We start from the raw sequence: 17,444 nt of genomic DNA on the forward strand, positions 1-17,444 counted from the left end.
ATAACGCAGCTCCGGGAGCCCCGCTCCCTGTTCCCCGCAGTTCCCCGGATTTTTCCCGGAGCTTTCCCGGACGTGAGCCGCACGCCGGTGATGCCGACGACGTCGTCAAGGAGGGCCGCCGTGACCAGCGCAGCCGATACGGCACCTGCCGCACCCAAAACCAAGCGGGACCGCACGCACTACCTCTACATCGCGGTGATCATCGCGGTCGCCGCCGGTATCGCGGTGGGTCTGGCCGCACCCGACTTCGCTGTCGAGCTCAAGCCCATCGGCACGGGCTTCGTGAACCTGATCAAGATGATGATCTCGCCGATCATCTTCTGCACGATCGTGCTGGGCATCGGCTCGGTGCGCAAGGCCGCCAAGGTCGGCGCCGTCGGCGGCATCGCCCTCGGCTACTTCATGGTGATGTCGCTGGTCGCCCTGAGCATCGGCCTGATCGTCGGCAACATCCTGGAGCCGGGCACGGGCCTCGCCGTCACCGACGCGGTCAAGGACGCCGGTCACGCGCAGGTCGACGCCGAGGCCAAGGACACCACCGAGTTCCTGCTCGGCATCATCCCGACCACGATCGTCTCCGCCTTCACCAACGAGTCGGTGCTGCAGACCCTGCTGATCGCCCTGCTCGCCGGTTTCGCGCTGCAGGGCATGGGCTCGGCCGGCCAGCCCATCCTGCGCGGCATCGAGCACATCCAGCGGCTCGTCTTCCGCATCCTCGCCATGGTGATGTGGGCCGCCCCGATCGGTGCCTTCGGCGCCATCGCCGCCGTCACCGGCTCCGCCGGCCTGGACGCGCTCAAGAGCCTCGCCGTGCTGATGCTCGGCTTCTACGTCACCTGCTTCCTCTTCGTCTTCATCGTGCTCGGCGTCCTGCTGCGCGTGATCTCCGGCCTGAACATCCTCACGCTGTTCAAGTACCTCGGCCGGGAGTTCCTGCTGATCCTGTCCACCTCCTCCTCCGAGTCCGCGCTGCCGCGGCTCATCGCGAAGATGGAGCACCTGGGCGTCAGCAAGCCGGTGGTCGGCATCACCGTCCCGACCGGCTACTCCTTCAACCTCGACGGCACCATGATCTACATGACCATGGCCTCGCTGTTCATCGCCGACGCCATGGGCACCCCGATGTCCGTCGGCGAGCAGATCCCGCTGCTGCTGTTCCTGCTGGTCGCCTCCAAGGGCGCCGCCGGTGTCACCGGCGCCGGGCTTGCGACCCTGGCCGGTGGTCTGCAGTCGCACAAGCCCGCCCTGGTGGACGGCATCGGCCTCATCGTCGGCATCGACCGCTTCATGAGCGAGGCCCGCGCCCTGACCAACTTCGCCGGCAACGCCGTGGCCACCGTGCTGATCGGCACCTGGACGAAGGAGATCGACAAGGACCGGGTCAACCAGGTCCTCGCCGGACAGCTGCCCTTCGACGAGAAGACGCTGCTCGACGACGGGCACGGTGCCCCGGCCCCCGACGACCCCGTCGAGGTGCGCGAGCCGGGTGGCGAGAAGGAGCTGGCGAAGGCCTGACGGCCGCGCCGCCCCGGCCAGGCTCCGGGCGGCTGAGTGTCCCCCCGTCGCTCAGCCGCCCGGTCCCCACTCCGGGCGGCTGGGTGCTCCCCCGTCGCTCAGCCGCCCGGTCCCTTGAGCCGGACGCAACCACAGCGGGAATCAGTCGTTCAGCTCCGCCACCAGCCCGGTGGCGGTCGAGGCGGGCACGCCCGCCGCGGTCAGGATGGTGACCGCGGCGCAGCGGCCCGCCTCTTCCGCTGCCACCAGCCCGTCGTTCACCGCCTCCATCAGCGCGACCAGCATCTGCTCGTGCACGTACGCCAGGGCCGGGGCGGGCAGCGGTGAGCGGAAGACGCCCTCGTCGAGGCCGCGCCGCAGCATGCCGGTGGCGGTCTCCCGGACCGGGGCGAGCCGTTCCCGGATCCCCTGCATGGTCACCGTGCGCTGCGCGAGCGCGATGAGCAGCCGGTACCGGTCGGCGATCTCCCACACGGCCAGCACCGAGCGGGCCACCGCCTCCGCCGGGTCCCCCACGCCCTCGCGGCCCGCGGCGTGCGCGGCCGACAGGGCCTCCACCGCCTCGTCGACGAGCGTGCTGATGAGCGCCTCGCGGTTCGGGAAGTGCCCGTACACGGTGCGCCGCACCACGCCCGCCGCCCGGGCGATCTGGTCCATGGACGCGTCGGGGTCCCGCAGCAGCTCGGCGAGGGCGACGTCGAGGATGCGGCGCCGGTTGGCGTCGGCGCGGCTGGTGGTGCCCGTGGTCATGGACGTCATTGTGCCCTTCCCCCGCACGAGTTGCACAGTGCTGTGCAACGGCGTAGATTGCACATCGTTGTGTAAATGCACAGCCATGTGCAAATCAGCGAGGAAGGCGCCCCCTGCCATGCGACTCGTCGTGACCGAACCGGCCGAGAGGACGGACCGCCCCTACCCGCGCCGCTGGTGGGCGCTGCTCGTGCTCTGCCTGAGCCTGCTGATCATCGTGATGGCGAACACCGCCCTCACCGTCGCCGCGCCCGCCATGACCGAGGACCTCGGTCTGTCGAGCGCCGATCTGCAGTGGGTCATCGACGGCTACACCGTCCCCTACGCCGCGCTGATGCTGCTGCTCGGCGCGATCGGCGACAAGTACAGCCGCCGGGGCGCGCTCGTGCTCGGGCTCCTCGTGTTCGGCGGCGGGGCCGTCTCCGGCTACCTCGCCGACAGCGCGGCGACCGTCATCGCCGCCCGTGCCGTGATGGGCGCGGGCGCCGCGATGATCATGCCCGCCACGCTGTCCCTGCTCGCGGCGACCTTCCCGCGGGCCGAGCGTGCCCGGGCCATCACCCTGTGGACCGCCACGGCCGGACTGGCCATCGCGGCCGGACCGCTGGTCGCCGGGGCGCTGCTGGAGCACCACGGCTGGTCGTCGACGTTCCTGATCAACGTCCCCGTCGCCGCGCTGGCCCTCGTCGGCGCGTTCGTCCTGGTCCCGCCGTCCAGGGCCGCCGATCGGGGACGCATCGACTACGGCGGCGGGCTGCTGTCCGTGGTGTGGATCGCGGCACTGGTCTACATGATCATCGAGGGGCCGCACTTCGGCTGGGGCGCCAAGGCGGCCACGGCCGCGGTCGTCGCGGGCGCCGGACTCGTCGCCTTCGTGGTGTGGGAGCTGCGCCACCCGCGCCCGCTGCTCGACGTGCGCCGCTTCAGCGACCGGCGGTTCGCGGGTTCCAACCTCGCCGTGGCCCTGTTCTTCCTGGCCGTCTTCGGGGCCTTCTACTACCTGACGCAGCACCTGCAGTTCGTCCTCGGCTACGACGCCCTGGACACCGGCGTGCGGATGCTGCCGCTGGCCGGCGCCGTGTTCGTGGGCGCGGCCCTCACCGGGTACCTCACGCCCCGGGTCGGCATGAAGTGGACCGTCACGGCCGGCATGGTCGGCGGTACGGCGGCGCTGGCCCTGCTCACCCGGGTCGACTCCGGATCGGCGTACGGCGACTTCGTGGCGCCCCTGGTCGTCCTCGGCCTCGCCATCGGGCTCGCGCTCTCGCCCTGCACGGACGCGATCATGGGGGCGTTCCCGGAGTCGGAGCTCGGTGTCGGCGGCGCGGTCAACGACACCTCCCTGGAACTCGGCGGCTCCCTCGGCATCGCGGTCCTGGGCTCGCTGCTGGCCACGTCGTACTCGGGCCACCTCTCGGACGCGACGGCCGGCAGCAGGCTTCCCGCCTCCTCCCTGGAGACGGCCCAGGACTCCGTCGGCGCCGGGTACGCGGTGGCGCAGGGCATCGGCGACAAGGCGCGGCAACTGGCCGAACAGGCCGCACACGCGAGCGACCCGCAGCAGGCCGGGCGGCTCAAGGCGCAGGCCGAACAACTGGCGGGCGGAGCGCGGCAGATGGCCGACGCGGTCGGCTCCTCCTTCGCCGACGCGGTCGCCCACACCAGTCTGGTCGGGGCGGTGGTCCTGGGCGTCGGTACGGTGGCCGTGGCCCTGCTGCTGCCGGGCCGGGGCGAGCCGGTGGCCGAGCAGCCCGCCGCCGGGGAGAAGGAGCGCGAGAACGCCGAAGCACGCTGAGGTGTTGCCTTGACCTCGGCGTCAGGGATCACGTTCGGTGCCATGCGAATCGGCGAGCTGGCCGCACGCGCCGGGACCACCACGCGGACGCTGCGGTACTACGAGGCACGGGGGCTGCTGCCCGCGAGACGTGCGTCCCTCGCGGTCCACCGGCGCCGGCCAGGAGCTGTCCGGCGTGCTGTGAGCGGCGGGCCCGGAGAACGGAAAAGCCCCCGAGTAATTGGCTCGGGGGCTTTTCTCGCGTATATTGATTCATTCGTGACTTCAAGTCGACTGGAGTCACGGTGAAGTTCAGTGAGCACAGTATATCCGGGCGGGAGCGGAATTGTCAAACACCGAATTTCCGGACGATGAATTGCGACAGGAACAGGAATTCATCGACGGGTTGTACGCGCGCGTGGACGCGCTGCGCGGCGACGCCGAGACCTCCGTCACGGACGCGCTCGCGCAGGGCAACACCCCCATGCAGGCCCGACTGGAGCGGGACATCCTCGTCGCCGAGCGCTCCGGGCTGCTCGCCGCGCTGAACGCGGTGGACGGCTCCCTGTGCTTCGGCCGGATCGACCTCACCTCGGGCGTCACCCACCACATCGGCCGCATCGGCCTGCGCACCGACGACGCCGAGCGCACGCCCGTCCTGATCGACTGGCGCGCCGACGTCGCCCGCCCTTTCTACCTGGCCACCGGGCACACCCCGATGGGTCTCCGGCGCCGGCGGCACATCGCCACCGAGGGCCGCAGGGTCACCCACCTGCACGACGAGATCCTCGACCTCGGCGACGAGACCCGCACCGGCCACGAGGACCCGGCCGGCGACGCCGTGCTGCTCGCCGCGCTGAACTCCGCGCGCACCGGCCGCATGAGCGACATCGTGCAGACCATCCAGGCCGACCAGGACCGCATCATCCGCGCCCCGCACCGCGGCGTCCTGGTCGTGGAGGGCGGCCCGGGCACCGGCAAGACGGCCGTCGCCCTGCACCGCGCCGCCTACCTGCTCTACGAGCACCGTGAGCTGCTGGCCAAGCGCGCGGTGCTGATCGTCGGCCCCAACCCGGCGTTCCTCGGCTACATCGGCGAGGTGCTGCCCTCCCTCGGCGAGACGGGCGTGCTCCTCGCGACCGTCGGCGAGCTGTACCCCGGCGTGAAGGCGACCGCCACCGACCCGCCCGAGGCGGCCGCCGTGAAGGGGCGGGCCGACATGGCCGACGTGCTCGCCGAGGTCGTCCGCAGCCGGCAGGCGCTGCCCGACCCGGTCATCACCATCGAGCACGACCGCGAGGTCCTCATGCTCGACGACGGCCTGGTCAACGTCGCCCGCGAACGCACCCGCGCCGCGAAGCTGCCGCACAACGCCGCCCGCGAGCACTTCGAGGGCCACATCCTCAACACCCTCACCGAGCTGTACGCCGAGCGCATCGGCACCGACCCGTTCGACGGGTCCAGCCTGCTCGACCCCAGCGACATCACCCAGATCCGCGACGACCTCGCCGAGAACCCCGAGGTGTGGGCGGCTATCGACCAGTTGTGGCCGGTGCTCACACCGCAGCGGCTCGTCGCGGACTTCCTCGCGGCGCCCGAGGAGTTCCTGTCCGCCGAGGACGCCGACGCCGTGCGCCGCCCGGTGACCCGGCGCTGGACCGTCGCGGACGTGCCGCTGCTCGACGAGGCGGCCGAACTCCTCGGCGAGGACGACCGGCTGGCCCGGGAGCGCGCCGCACGCGAGCGGGAGCGGCAGATCGCCTACGCGCAGGGGGTGCTGGACGTCTCGTACGCCTCCCGGACCTACGAGTTCGAGGACAAGGAGGAGGACGACCCCGAGGGCTCCGAGGTGCTGTCCGCGCACGACATCATCGACGCCGAGCGGTTCGCCGAGCGGCACGAGGAGGACGACCACCGCAGCGCCGCCGAACGGGCCGCCGCCGACCGCACCTGGGCGTTCGGGCACATCATCGTCGACGAGGCGCAGGAGTTGTCGCCGATGGCGTGGCGGCTGCTGATGCGGCGCAGCCCGACCCGCTCGATGACCCTGGTCGGCGACCCGGCGCAGACCGCGGAGGCCGCCGGGGCCGGTTCCTGGTCGGGCATCCTCGCCCCGTACGTCGAGGACCGCTGGGAGCACACCCGGCTGGGCGTCAACTACCGCACCCCGGCCGAGATCATGGACGTGGCGGCGGCGGTGGTCCGCGCCGGGAACCCGCAGTTCGAGCCGCCCAGTTCGGTCCGCTCCACCGGCGTACGCCCCTGGGCCCGGGCCGCCGACGACCTGCCGGGCGCCGTCGCCAAGGCGGTCGGGGATCTCACCCCGGCCGAGGGGCGGCTCGCGGTGATCGCGCCGCGCGACCTCCACCGGGGCATCGCCGCCCGGCTGGACGGCGTGACGGCGGGCGCCGAACCCGACCTCACGCAGACGGTCGTCCTGCTCGACCCCCGCCAGGCCAAGGGGCTGGAGTTCGACTCGGTCCTGGTGGTCGAACCGGCCCGGTACGGCACCAGCGACCTGTACGTGGCGCTGACCCGGGCCACCCAGCGCCTCGGCGTCCTGCACACCGGACGGCTGCCCGAGGCCCTGGCGGAGGCACTCGCGTAGCCCGACGAGGGCGTGACGGTGTGCCGCCCTCCCCCCGCCGCAGTCGGCGCGTGTGGGGAAGGGCGCCCCGCGCGACGAGGACGACAGCGTCAGGACGCGCGGGCCCGCAGCTCGCTCGCGTAGCCCGCGCCGATGGCGAGCAGGGCGGCGGACAGGGCGAGGACCGCCGTCGCCCCGTTCATCCACCCGTAGTACGGGTCACTGGCGTAGACGGAGCCGTCGACGCGGACGCAGTCGAAGCGCAGCGGCAGGTACGAGGACCGGTGGTGGCTCAGCCCCTCGATCGTGGCCGGGTCCAAACCGTCGCGGCAGGCCGGGGCCGGGACCGAGTTCGCCCCGTCGTCGAAGGCCCACTCCGAGTCCAGCACGGCGAAGAGGCCGAGGCAGTACACGGCGGCGGCCGCCCACGCGGCGGCCGCCGCCGCCCGGCGCAGCAGATGCACGGACCACGGCTCGGGCCGCCCGGGCAACGCCATGGCGAGGGCCCCCGCGGTGGCGACGAGCGCGGCGACGGCACAGACCGCCGAGAGACCGAGGCCCACCAGCACGGGCCTCAGCCCTTTCCGGACCGGCGGGAGGGTGGGGTGACACGCATGCGGCCACCCCACCACTACCGGACCGGACGGGCTGTGACGGAGGCCACTGCTCCGGTCACACCCCTGTCACAGGCCCCCTACGCCGGGCGCAGCCAGACCGTCGCCAGCGGCGGCAGGGTCAGGCGGATGCTCGCCGGACGCCCGTGCCAGGGCTGGGCCTCGGGCTTGACGGGGTCGGGGTTGGTGACGTCGCTGCCGCCGTAGCGGGCCGCGTCGGTGTTCACGGCCTCGTGCCAGGCCGGGACGTCCTCCGGGACGCCCAGGCGGTAGTCCGGGCGGACGACCGGAGCGAAGTTCGACACCGCCAGCAGCGGGTTGCCCTCCGGGTCCAGCCGGAGGAAGGCGAGCACGTTGTCGTCGGCCGCGTCCCCGGTGATCCACTCGAACCCGGCCGGGTCCGTGTCCAGCCGCCACAGCGCCGGGGTGGCGCGGTAGACGGCGTTGAGGTCGCGGACCAGGTCCCGCACGCCCCGGTGGTCGGCCTCCGCGCCGTAGCCCGGATCGAGCAGCCACCAGTCGGGTCCGTGGGTCTCGGACCACTCCGCGCCCTGCGCGAACTCCTGGCCCATGAACAGCAGCTGCTTGCCCGGGTGGGCCCACATGTAGCCCAGGTAGGAGCGGACCCCGGCGCGCTGCTGCCACCAGTCGCCCGGCATCTTCGACACCAGGGAACCCTTGCCGTGCACGACCTCGTCGTGGGAGATCGGCAGGACGTAGTTCTCGCTGTACGCGTACACCATCGAGAACGTCATCTCGTGGTGGTGGTACTTGCGGTACACCGGCTCGTGGCTCATGTACTGCAGCGAGTCGTGCATCCAGCCCATGTTCCACTTCAGCCCGAAGCCGAGCCCGCCGAAGCCGCTCGGGCCCTTGTGGTGGGTGGCGCGGGTGACGCCGTCCCAGGCGGTGGACTCCTCGGCGACCGTCACCACGCCGGGCACCCTGCGGTACACCGTGGCGTTCATCTCCTGCAGGAACGCCACCGCGTCCAGGTTCTCCCGGCCGCCGTGCTCGTTGGGCGTCCACTGGCCGGGCTCGCGCGAGTAGTCGAGGTACAGCATCGAGGCGACGGCGTCCACGCGCAGCCCGTCGATGTGGAACTCCTCGCACCAGTACACGGCGTTGGCGACGAGGAAGTTGCGTACCTCGTTGCGCCCGAAGTCGAACTCCAGCGTGCCCCAGTCGGGGTGCGCGGCCCGCTGCGGGTCCGCGTGCTCGTACAGGGGGCGCCCGTCGAACTCGGCCAGCGCCCAGTCGTCCCGCGGGAAGTGCGCCGGGACCCAGTCCATGATCACGCCGATGCCGGCCTGGTGCAGCCGGTCGACCAGGTACCGGAAGTCGTCCGGGGTGCCCAGGCGGGCCGTCGGCGCGTAGAAGCCGGTGACCTGGTAGCCCCAGGAGCCGCCGAAGGGGTGCTCGGCGACGGGCATCAGCTCGACGTGCGTGAAGCCCAGGTTCTTCACGTAGCCGGGGAGCTGCTCCGCCAGCTGACGGTACGTCAGGCCGGGTCGCCAGGACGGCAGATGGACCTCGTACACCGAGAACGGCGACTCGTGCGCCGGCGCCTCGGCGCGCCGCGCCAGCCATGCGGCGTCGCCCCACTCGTACTGCGAGGAGGTGATGACCGACGAGGTGGCGGGCGGCACCTCGGTGCGGCGGGCCATCGGGTCGGCGCGCATCGTCTTCGAACCGTCGTGCCGGGTGATCTCGAACTTGTACAGCTCTCCCTCGCCGACGTCCGGCAGGAACAGCTCCCACACGCCGGACGAGCCGAGCGAGCGCATGGCGTGCCCGGTGCCGTCCCAGAAGTTGAAGGTGCCGGCCACGCGCACGCCGCGCGCGTTCGGCGCCCACACCGCGAACCGGGTGCCGGTCACGCCCTGGTGCGTCATCGGGTGCGCGCCCAGCGCCGTCCACAGCTCCTCGTGCCGGCCCTCGCCGATCAGGTGCAGGTCGAGGTCGCCGAGCGTGGGCAGGAAGCGGTAGGCGTCCTCGGTGTCCAGCAGGGTGCCCTCGTACTGCACGAGCAGCCGGTACTCCGGCACCTCCCGCAGCGGCAGCAGCCCGGAGAAGAAGCCCTCCCCGTCGGCGTGCAACTCCGCCCGCACCTCCCCGGCGACGACGGTCACGGACAGGGCGTACGGCCGGAACGCGCGGAAGGCGATGCCGCCGGGCACGGGGTGCGCGCCGAGCACGGTGTGCGGGTCGTGGTGGGTGCCGTTCAGCAACCGCTCGCGGTCCTCGGCGTCCACGGCGGGCGAGACGGCGATCTCCATCTCCGGCGGCACGACCTGACCGACGGCGCCCTCGTCCGGGGCGGCCGGGCCTGGAGCGACCTGATCGGGCGTGATCTGGCCCGGGGTGACCTGGCCCGGGGTGACCTGGTCCGGGGTGACCTGGTCTGGCGTGGCCTGATGCGGGGTGACCTGGTCCGGCGTGGCCAGGTCCGGGGCGGCCTGCGCGACGGTGGCCTTCTTCGTGGCGGGCTTCCTCGCCGGCGCCCTCTTCGCCGCGCTCTTCTTGGCGACCGCCTTCTCGGTACCCGCCGCCTTGGCCGTCGGGCCCTTCTTGGCAACGGCCTTCCCCGCGGTCGCTTTGGTGGCGGCGGCCTTCGCGGCATTCGCCTTGGTGGTCGTGGCCTTCGCGGCGGCCGCCTTGGTGGTGGCCTTCGTGGCGCTCGCCTCGGCGGGGGCGGCCCCGGTGGCAGCGGCCTCGGTGGCGTTCGCCTTCGCGGCAGCGGCCTTCGTAGCGGCCGCCTTCGTGGTGGCGGCCTTCGTGGTGGCGGCCTTCGTAGCGGCCGCCTTCGTGGTGGCGGCCTTGGCGGTGGTCGTCTTCGTGGCGGCCGCCTTCGTGGTGCTCGCCTCGCCGGGGGCGGCCTTGGCGGTGGCGGCCTTCCCGGGGCTCGCCTTGGTGGTCGTCGCCTTCGTGGTGGCGGTCTTCGCGGCAGCCGTCTTCGTGGCCGCCTTCTTGGCGGTGGCCTTCTTGGTGGTGGCCTTCTTCGCGGTGGCCGTCTTGGCGGCCGTCGCCTTGACGGTGGTCTCCTCGGCCGCCGCCTTCTTCGCGGTGGCCTTCTTCACGGTCGTCTTCGCCGCGGCCGTTTTCCTGGCGGCAGCCTTCTTCGCGGGGGCCGTCCCCTTCTTGGCCGCTGCCTGTTTCGGCACCGCCGTCTTCTGCGCGGCGCTCTTCTTCTGCGCGGCCGTGGGCTGCTCGGGGATCTTCTCCCCGGCCGTCCCCTGGGGACGCGGGCCGCTGGACTCAGGGCGGGGGGTCACGGGCGGAGCCTCCTGGGCGAAGGGTGGGTCAGTCAGGTCAGGTGGCCGGACGAGGCGAGCCGGTCTATGGCGGCCAGCGGCACCGGCAGCCAGTCGGGACGGTGCCGGGCCTCATAGACCACCTCGTAGATCGCCTTGTCGGTCTCGTAGGCGCGCAGCAGCACCGGGTCGGTGCGCGGATCGCGGCCGGAGGCGTCCGCGTAGCCGGAGCAGTACGCGGAGCGGCAGGTCTCGGCCCAGTCCGGCTGGGGCGGGTCGGCCGAGCGCGCCGCGTAGTCGAAGGAGCGCAGCATCCCGGCGACGTCCCGCACGGCCGGCTGCGGCATGCGCCGCTCGGCCAGCGGCCGGGCCGGCTCGCCCTCGAAGTCGATCAGCTTCCACTCCCCGGCCGGCGAGCGCAGGCACTGCCCGAGGTGCAGATCGCCGTGCACGCGCTGCGCGGTCCACGTGCGGCCCTCGGCGGCCAGGTCGCCCAATGCCGTGAACGCCGACCGCAGGCCGCCGGCGTACGGCCGCAGCGCGGGCACCGCCTGGACGGCCGCGTCCAGCCGCTCGACCATGCCGTCGACCATGAGCCGCAGCTGCGCCTGTCCGAGCGTGACCGTCGGCAGCGCGCGGGCCAGCGCGGTGTGCACCTCGGCGGTGGCCCGGCCCAGCGCCCGCGCCTCCGCGGCGAAGTCCTCGCCCTTGGCCAGCTCGCGCAGCGCCAGCTCCCAGCCGTCGGAGGCACCCTGCACGAACGGCTGGAGCACCCCCAGCACGTACGGCTGGCCGGACAGGTCCACCGGGCCCGCCGAGACGACCGGGTCCGCGTCGGCGTCCACGTCCGCGACCATCCAGGCCGTCGGCGCGGGCACCCGGGGGCAGCCCTCGCGGGCCAGGGCCAGCGGCAGTTCCAGGTCCGGGTTGATCCCGGGCACGATCCGCCGCAACAACTTCAGGATGAACGTATCTCCGTAGACGATCGACGAGTTGGACTGTTCCGCGGTCACCACGCGCGGTACCAGCCCGGACCGGATGTCCTGGCCGAGGTCCCGTTCGAAGCGGAGCGCGCCGATGCGGGCCCGGGTGCGCAGCGCCTCCAGGAGCAGCTCGGCGGGCCGGGTGTCGTGCAGGGCGTCGTACACCGTCCGGCCGGCCAGCGGGCCCGTCGACACGTGTCCGATGAGCGCGGGCGCCAGCCGAGGCGGCAGCGCCTCGCGCACGCCTATGAGCAGCTGGTAGCAGTCACCGGGGTGGCCGGGCGCCCCGTGGGAGGGCACGAGCGGCTGGTGGGTGCGCACGAGCAGGTGGTACAGGCCGAGCTTGGCCGAGGGGGGCAGCAGCTCGGTGGCCTCGACGAGCGTGAACCCGGTGACCGGCCGTCCCTTGCCCGCGAACCAGCGCTGTCGCGGCAGCCATTCCCGCAGCAGTGGATCGAGGGAGGCAAGAAGGCCGGGCGGGGTGGTGACGGTGCGTGTGACGGCTTCCGACATGACGTCGCGTCCTTTCACCCATTTCTGGTGCGCCTCCGGACACCTGCGGAGGGCCCCGGACGGCGCTCCTCCGGCTCACGCGGGTGGGCGGGGTGTTACTGATGCGTGCCCCGGGCGGGGCGGAGGAAACGCCCCGCCGCGGGAGTTTGCGGCCGGCCCCGCGCATCAGGCCTGATCAGGCCGGAACGGGCCTCATACGGCGTCCTTGCGGAGCCGGAACCAGTAGAACCCGTGCCCCGCCAGCGTCAGCAGGTACGGCAGCTCGCCGATCGCCGGGAAACGCACCCCGCCGAACAGCTCCACCGGGTGCCGCCCCTCGAAGGCGCTCAGATCCAGCTCCGTGGGCTGCGCGAAGCGCGAGAAGTTGTTCACGCACAGCACCAGGTCGTCCTCGTACTCCCGCAGGAACGCCAGCACCGCCGGGTTCGTCGACGGCAGCTCGGTGTACGAGCCGAGCCCGAAGGCCGGGTTCTGCTTGCGGATCTCGATCATGCGGCGGGTCCAGTGCAGCAGCGACGACGGCGAGGCCATGGACGCCTCGACGTTCGTGACCTGGTAGCCGTAGACCGGGTCCATGATCGTGGGCAGGAACAGCCGCCCCGGATCGGACGAGGAGAAGCCCGCGTTGCGGTCGGGCGTCCACTGCATCGGCGTGCGCACCGCGTCGCGGTCGCCGAGCCAGATGTTGTCGCCCATGCCGATCTCGTCGCCGTAGTACAGGATCGGCGAGCCGGGCAGCGACAGCAGCAGGGCCGTGAACAGCTCGATCTGGTTGCGGTCGTTGTCCAGCAGCGGGGCGAGCCTGCGGCGGATGCCGATGTTGGCGCGCATCCGCGGGTCCTTGGCGTACTCGGCCCACATGTAGTCGCGCTCTTCGTCGGTGACCATCTCGAGCGTGAGCTCGTCGTGGTTGCGCAGGAAGATGCCCCACTGGCAGCCCGAGGGGATGGCCGGGGTCTTGGCCAGGATCTCGGAGACCGGGTAGCGGGATTCCCGCCGGACGGCCATGAAGATGCGCGGCATGACCGGGAAGTGGAACGCCATGTGGCACTCGTCGCCGCCGCTCGGGTAGTCGCCGAAGTAGTCGACGACGTCCTCGGGCCACTGGTTGGCCTCCGCGAGCAGCACGGTGTCCGGGTACTGCGCGTCGATCTCCTTGCGCACCCGCTTCAGGAAGGCGTGCGTGGCCGGGAGGTTCTCGCAGTTGGTGCCCTCCTCCTGGTACAGGTACGGCACCGCGTCCAGCCGGAACCCGTCGATGCCCAGGTCCAGCCAGAACTTCAGCGCGGAGATCATCTCCTCCTGCACGGCCGGGTTCTCGTAGTTGAGGTCCGGCTGGTGGGAGAAGAAACGATGCCAGTAGTACTGCTTGCGGACCGGGTCGTAGGTCCAGTTGGAGGCCTCGGTGTCGACGAAGATGATCCGCGCGTCCTGGAACTGCTTGTCGTCGTCGGCCCACACGTAGTAGTCGCCGTAGGGCCCGTCGGGGTCCTTGCGCGACTCCTGGAACCAGGGGTGCTGGTCGCTGGTGTGGTTCATGACGAAGTCGATGATCACGCGCATGCCGCGCTGGTGGGCGGCGTCGACGAACTCCACGAAGTCCGCGAGGTCGCCGAACTCCGGCAGCACGGCCGTGTAGTCGGAGACGTCGTAGCCGCCGTCGCGCAGGGGCGACTTGAAGAAGGGCGGCAGCCACAGGCAGTCCACGCCCAGCCACTGCAGGTAGTCGAGCTTGGCGGTCAGGCCCTTCAGGTCACCGACGCCGTCGCCGTTGCTGTCCTGGAACGAGCGGACGAGCACCTCGTAGAAGACGGCGCGCTTGAACCACTCCGGGTCGCGGTCCCTGGCGGGGGTGTCCTCGAAGGTGTCCTGAACGGGTTCGTTGACGATCATGTTGTGGGTGACCCTCCGATCTGCGGGTTGGACGGTCGCAGAACCGAGAAGACGTGCGCGGGACGGTGGCCCGGTTCGAGGCGCACATAGTTGGCCCTGCCCCAGTGGTAGGTCTCGCCGGTGAGCTCGTCGCGCACCGGCACCGACTCGTGCCAGTCCAGGCCGAGTTGCGGCATGTCCAACGAGACCGTGGCCTCCTGGGTGTGGTGGGGGTCGAGGTTCACGACCACCAGAACCGTGTTCGAACCCTTCCGCTTCGAGTAGACGATCACCGCTTCCTGGTCCGCGTGGTGGAAGTGGAGGTCGCGCAGCTGCTGCAGGGCCGGGTTCTCCCGCCGGATGGTGTTGAGCCGGGTCAGCAGCGGGGTGATGGTGCGGCCCTCGCGTTCGGCGTTCTCCCAGTCACGGGGCCTGAGCTGGTACTTCTCCGAGTCGAGGTACTCCTCGCTGCCGTCGCGCAGCGGGGTGTTCTCGCACAGTTCGTAGCCGGAGTAGACGCCCCAGGTCGGGGAGAGCGTGGCGGCCAGGACGGCGCGGACCTCGAAGGCGGGCCGGCCGCCGTGCTGGAGGTAGGCGTGCAGGATGTCGGGGGTGTTGGCGAAGAAGTTGGGCCGCATGTAGGAGGCGGCCTCGCCCGACAGCTCCGTCAGGTACTCGGTGAGCTCTTCCTTGGTGTTGCGCCAGGTGAAGTAGGTGTAGGACTGCTGGAAGCCGATCTGGGCCAGGGTGTGCATCATCGCCGGGCGGGTGAACGCCTCGGCCAGGAAGATCACATCGGGGTCGGTGCGGTTGATGTCCGCGATGACCCGCTCCCAGAAGACGACCGGCTTGGTGTGGGGGTTGTCCACCCGGAAGATGCGCACCCCGCAGCCCATCCAGTGCCGCAGCACCCGGCAGGTCTCGGCGACCAGGCCGTCCATGTCCGCGTCGAAGGCGATGGGGTAGATGTCCTGGTACTTCTTCGGCGGGTTCTCCGCGTAGGCGATGGTGCCGTCGGGCCGGTGGTGGAACCACTCAGGGTGCTTGTGCACCCAGGGGTGGTCCGGGGAGCACTGCAGCGCGAAGTCCAGGGCGATCTCCAGGCCCAGCTCGCGGGCCTGGTCCACGAACCAGGTGAAGTCCTCCAGGGTGCCGAGACCGGGGTGGACGGCGTCGTGCCCGCCCTCGGGCGAGCCGATCGCCCAGGGCACCCCCACGTCGTTTGGACCGGGGGAGAGGGTGTTGTTCTTCCCCTTGCGGAAGGTCGTGCCGATCGGGTGGATCGGCGGCAGGTACACCACGTCGAAGCCCATCGCCGCGATCGCCGGAAGACGCCGCGCGGCGGTGCGGAAGGTGCCGTGAGGCTGCTCGGGGGTGCCCTCCGAACGCGGGAAGAACTCGTACCAGGACCCGTACAGGGCCCGCTCGCGCTCGACCAGCAGCGGCAGCGGCTCACTGCTCGTGACCAGGTCCCGCAGCGGATGCCGGGACAGCACCGCGTCCACCTCCGGCGTCAGCGCCGCCGCCAGCCGCGCCGCCGCCGGACGGGTCTCGTCCCGCAGGGCGTCGACGGCGGCCAGGATTACGTCCCGCAGGCCCTCCTCCTCGGGCACGCCCCCGGCGGCCCGCTCGTACAGACGTGCGCCCTCCTCCAGCACGACGTCCGTGTCCATGCCCGCCGGGATCTTGATCTGCGCGTGGTGGCGCCAGGTGGCCACCGGATCGCCCCAGGCCTCCACGGTGAACGTCCACAGGCCCGGCTCCCCGGCCGTGACCGTGGCGCCCCACCGGTCCGTGCCGGGCGCCAGCTCCCGCATCGGCGTCCACGGCCCGGGGCGGCCCTCGGGGTCCCTCAGAACGACATTGGCGGCGACCGCGTCGTGCCCCTCCCGGAACACCGTCGCCGAGATCTCGAAGGACTCTCCGGTCACGGCCTTGGCCGGCCGGCGCCCGTGCTGGACGACCGGGCGGACGTCGAGGACGGGTATGCGCCCGACGGCGGTCGTCCCGTCCGCGGGGGGTGGCTGCGGGACCGGTGGACCGGCGGCGGCCGGGCGCGCGCGGCGTGCTTCGCCGCCGGGTGCGCGCGCCCCGGTGGTGCGGTGGTCGGGGGGTGCTGGCGAGTGGTGCTTGGCGGGCATGACCGCTCCTGTCCGCGTCAACGTGGGTGGGCGGATGTGTATGGGGGAGTGGGTCCTGCGTGGTGCTCCTGAGAGGGGTACCCGGAGGAGCCTTCCCACCCTATTCGGGTGGGCAATCCGGCACTTTGTTAACTACTCACGCGTATGTCGACACACAAGACCGGCCTCGTCCGCGGCGGACGAGGCCGGCCCTGGCGCGTCTACGCTGCTTCCGCCTACCCCGGCGGCACCCGCAGTAACTTGTCCGGCGAACCGAGTCCCTTGCCGGACACCTTCCCGGTCGCCGCCGCGGCGGTCAGAGCGGCGCTGACCTGCGCCGGAGTATCTTCCGGATGTTCGGAAAGACGGAGCGCGGCCACGCCCGCGGCATGCGGGGAGGCCATCGAGGTACCCGAGTAGACGGCCCGCGCGGTGTCGCTCGTGGCGCTCGCGGACGTGATGGCGACGCCCGGTGCGAACAGATCCAGGGCCGGGCCGTGGTTGGAGAAGGCCGGTTTTGCATCCCTGCGGTCGGTCGCGCCGACCGTGATCGCCTGCCTGACGCGCGCCGGGGAGTACGGACCCGCCGGCCTGCCGTCGTTGCCCGCGGCGACCGTGTACGTGACGCCGGAGGCGATGGACGCCCGCACCGCGGCGTCCAGCCGGTCGTTGCGCGGCCCGCCCAGGCTGAGGTTGGCGACGGCGGGTTTCCTCGCGTGCCGGGTGACCCACTCGATCCCGGCGATCACCCGGGCCGTGGTGCCCCCGCCCGCGGCGTCGAGCACGCGCACGGAGACGATCCGGGCCTTCTTGGCGACACCGTGGGCCCTGCCCGCGACCGTGCCGGCCACGTGCGTGCCGTGCCCGTTGTCGTCCGAGGCGATGCCGTCGCCCCCGACGAAGTCCCAGCCGTGGCGCGCCCGGCCGCCGAAGTCCCGGTGCGTGGTGCGCACGCCGGTGTCGAGGACGTAGACCGTCACCCCCGCCCCCGCGGAGGCGGGCCAGGTGTAGGTCCCGTCCAGCGCCGGTCCCGGCTGGTCGATCCGGTCCAGCCCCCAGGAGGGCGGCTCCGGCTGGGTGCCCTCCAGCCGGACGCGCGTGTCCTGGACGACCGAGGCGACCCGCGGGTCGGCGGCCAGCCGCCGCGCCCGTCTCTCGTCGGCCCGGACCGCGTAGCCGTTCAGGACCGTGCCGTAGGTGTGGCTGATCTCCACCCCGTACGTCCCGGCCAGGGCCCGTCCGGCCGCCGACCCGGCCCGCGTGCCCTTCTGCAGCGTCACCAGGTAACTCCCGTGCACGGAACCGGGTGTCCCGGCGCCGAGTATCCGCCCCTCCGGTGCGGCGTGTGCGGGCAGGGTGGTGGCCGAAAACGCGAGGGCGCAGAGCGCCGCGGCCAAGCCCCCACTCCCGCGCGGACGCCGCTGTCGCGACCGTGCCATGGTCCGGGTTCCCCTCCTCGACT

General features: G+C 72.1%; 10 protein-coding genes and 1 pseudogene. 4 read left to right on the forward strand and 7 right to left on the reverse strand.

Going from position 1 to position 17,444, the window contains the following annotated elements:
* The first annotated feature begins 120 nt into the window (after positions 1–120).
* Positions 121–1,515 carry a cation:dicarboxylate symporter family transporter gene (locus AC07DA_RS06025; protein WP_479125012.1) on the forward strand — a complete coding sequence of 465 codons (1,395 nt, stop codon included), beginning with the start codon at positions 121–123 and terminating at the stop codon, positions 1,513–1,515.
* 141 nt (positions 1,516–1,656) lie between these two features.
* On the opposite strand, the gene AC07DA_RS06030 is transcribed toward AC07DA_RS06025, so the two are convergent.
* Positions 1,657–2,274: a TetR/AcrR family transcriptional regulator gene (locus AC07DA_RS06030; RefSeq protein ID WP_479125013.1), complete on the reverse strand. Its 618-nt coding sequence runs from the start codon at positions 2,272–2,274 to the stop codon at positions 1,657–1,659.
* Between the two features lie 109 nt (positions 2,275–2,383).
* Between AC07DA_RS06030 and AC07DA_RS06035 the strand changes: the two genes are divergently transcribed.
* The 3 genes and pseudogenes from AC07DA_RS06035 to AC07DA_RS06045 all read left to right on the forward strand — a co-directional run bounded on the left by AC07DA_RS06035 (position 2,384) and on the right by AC07DA_RS06045 (position 6,647).
* Positions 2,384–4,060, forward strand: a complete 1,677-nt coding sequence (locus AC07DA_RS06035) for a DHA2 family efflux MFS transporter permease subunit (RefSeq protein ID WP_479125015.1) — start codon at positions 2,384–2,386, stop codon at positions 4,058–4,060.
* A gap of 42 nt (positions 4,061–4,102) precedes the next feature.
* Positions 4,103–4,192 (forward strand): annotated as a pseudogene (locus AC07DA_RS06040) (MerR family DNA-binding transcriptional regulator); the annotation flags it as partial.
* A 223-nt stretch (positions 4,193–4,415) separates the two neighbouring features.
* Positions 4,416–6,647 (forward strand): HelD family protein, encoded by a 2,232-nt coding sequence (locus tag AC07DA_RS06045; protein WP_479125017.1) that lies wholly within the window; start codon positions 4,416–4,418, stop codon positions 6,645–6,647.
* Between the two features lie 89 nt (positions 6,648–6,736).
* Here AC07DA_RS06045 and AC07DA_RS06050 read toward each other — a convergent pair whose 3' ends face one another.
* The 6 genes from AC07DA_RS06050 to AC07DA_RS06075 form a co-directional block, all read right to left on the reverse strand.
* Positions 6,737–7,195 (reverse strand): hypothetical protein, encoded by a 459-nt coding sequence (locus AC07DA_RS06050; RefSeq protein ID WP_479125019.1) that lies wholly within the window; start codon positions 7,193–7,195, stop codon positions 6,737–6,739.
* A 125-nt stretch (positions 7,196–7,320) separates the two neighbouring features.
* Positions 7,321–10,515 (reverse strand): 1,4-alpha-glucan branching enzyme, encoded by a 3,195-nt coding sequence (glgB, locus tag AC07DA_RS06055; RefSeq protein ID WP_479125021.1) that lies wholly within the window; start codon positions 10,513–10,515, stop codon positions 7,321–7,323.
* Positions 10,516–10,547: 32 nt separating this feature from the next.
* The gene (locus tag AC07DA_RS06060) at positions 10,548–11,990 is read right to left on the reverse strand and encodes a maltokinase N-terminal cap-like domain-containing protein (protein ID WP_479125022.1); all 1,443 of its coding nucleotides are present in this window, start codon (positions 11,988–11,990) and stop codon (positions 10,548–10,550) included.
* Positions 11,991–12,182: 192 nt separating this feature from the next.
* A complete protein-coding gene (gene treS / locus AC07DA_RS06065) occupies positions 12,183–13,883 on the reverse strand; it encodes a maltose alpha-D-glucosyltransferase (protein ID WP_479125024.1) in 1,701 nt (566 codons plus the stop codon).
* Positions 13,880–16,003 (reverse strand): alpha-1,4-glucan--maltose-1-phosphate maltosyltransferase, encoded by a 2,124-nt coding sequence (locus AC07DA_RS06070; protein WP_479125026.1) that lies wholly within the window; start codon positions 16,001–16,003, stop codon positions 13,880–13,882. The genes treS and AC07DA_RS06070 overlap by 4 nt, the downstream gene beginning before the upstream one ends.
* A gap of 215 nt (positions 16,004–16,218) precedes the next feature.
* Positions 16,219–17,421: a S8 family peptidase gene (locus AC07DA_RS06075; protein ID WP_479125027.1), complete on the reverse strand. Its 1,203-nt coding sequence runs from the start codon at positions 17,419–17,421 to the stop codon at positions 16,219–16,221.
* Positions 17,422–17,444: the final 23 nt, after the last annotated feature.

The sequence above is a fragment of the Streptomyces sp. NPDC044921 genome, assembly GCF_056432865.1.

Bases quoted from the DNA above. Each gene is read 5' to 3' on its own strand.
- treS (WP_479125024.1), bottom strand. From the start codon at position 13,883: ATGATCGTCAACGAACCCGTTCAGGACACCTTCGAGGACACCCCCGCC.
- AC07DA_RS06030 (WP_479125013.1), bottom strand. From the start codon at position 2,274: ATGACGTCCATGACCACGGGCACCACCAGCCGCGCCGACGCCAACCGG.
- AC07DA_RS06075 (WP_479125027.1), bottom strand. From the start codon at position 17,421: ATGGCACGGTCGCGACAGCGGCGTCCGCGCGGGAGTGGGGGCTTGGCC.
- AC07DA_RS06070 (WP_479125026.1), bottom strand. From the start codon at position 16,003: ATGCCCGCCAAGCACCACTCGCCAGCACCCCCCGACCACCGCACCACC.
- AC07DA_RS06035 (WP_479125015.1), top strand. From the start codon at position 2,384: ATGCGACTCGTCGTGACCGAACCGGCCGAGAGGACGGACCGCCCCTAC.
- AC07DA_RS06060 (WP_479125022.1), bottom strand. From the start codon at position 11,990: ATGTCGGAAGCCGTCACACGCACCGTCACCACCCCGCCCGGCCTTCTT.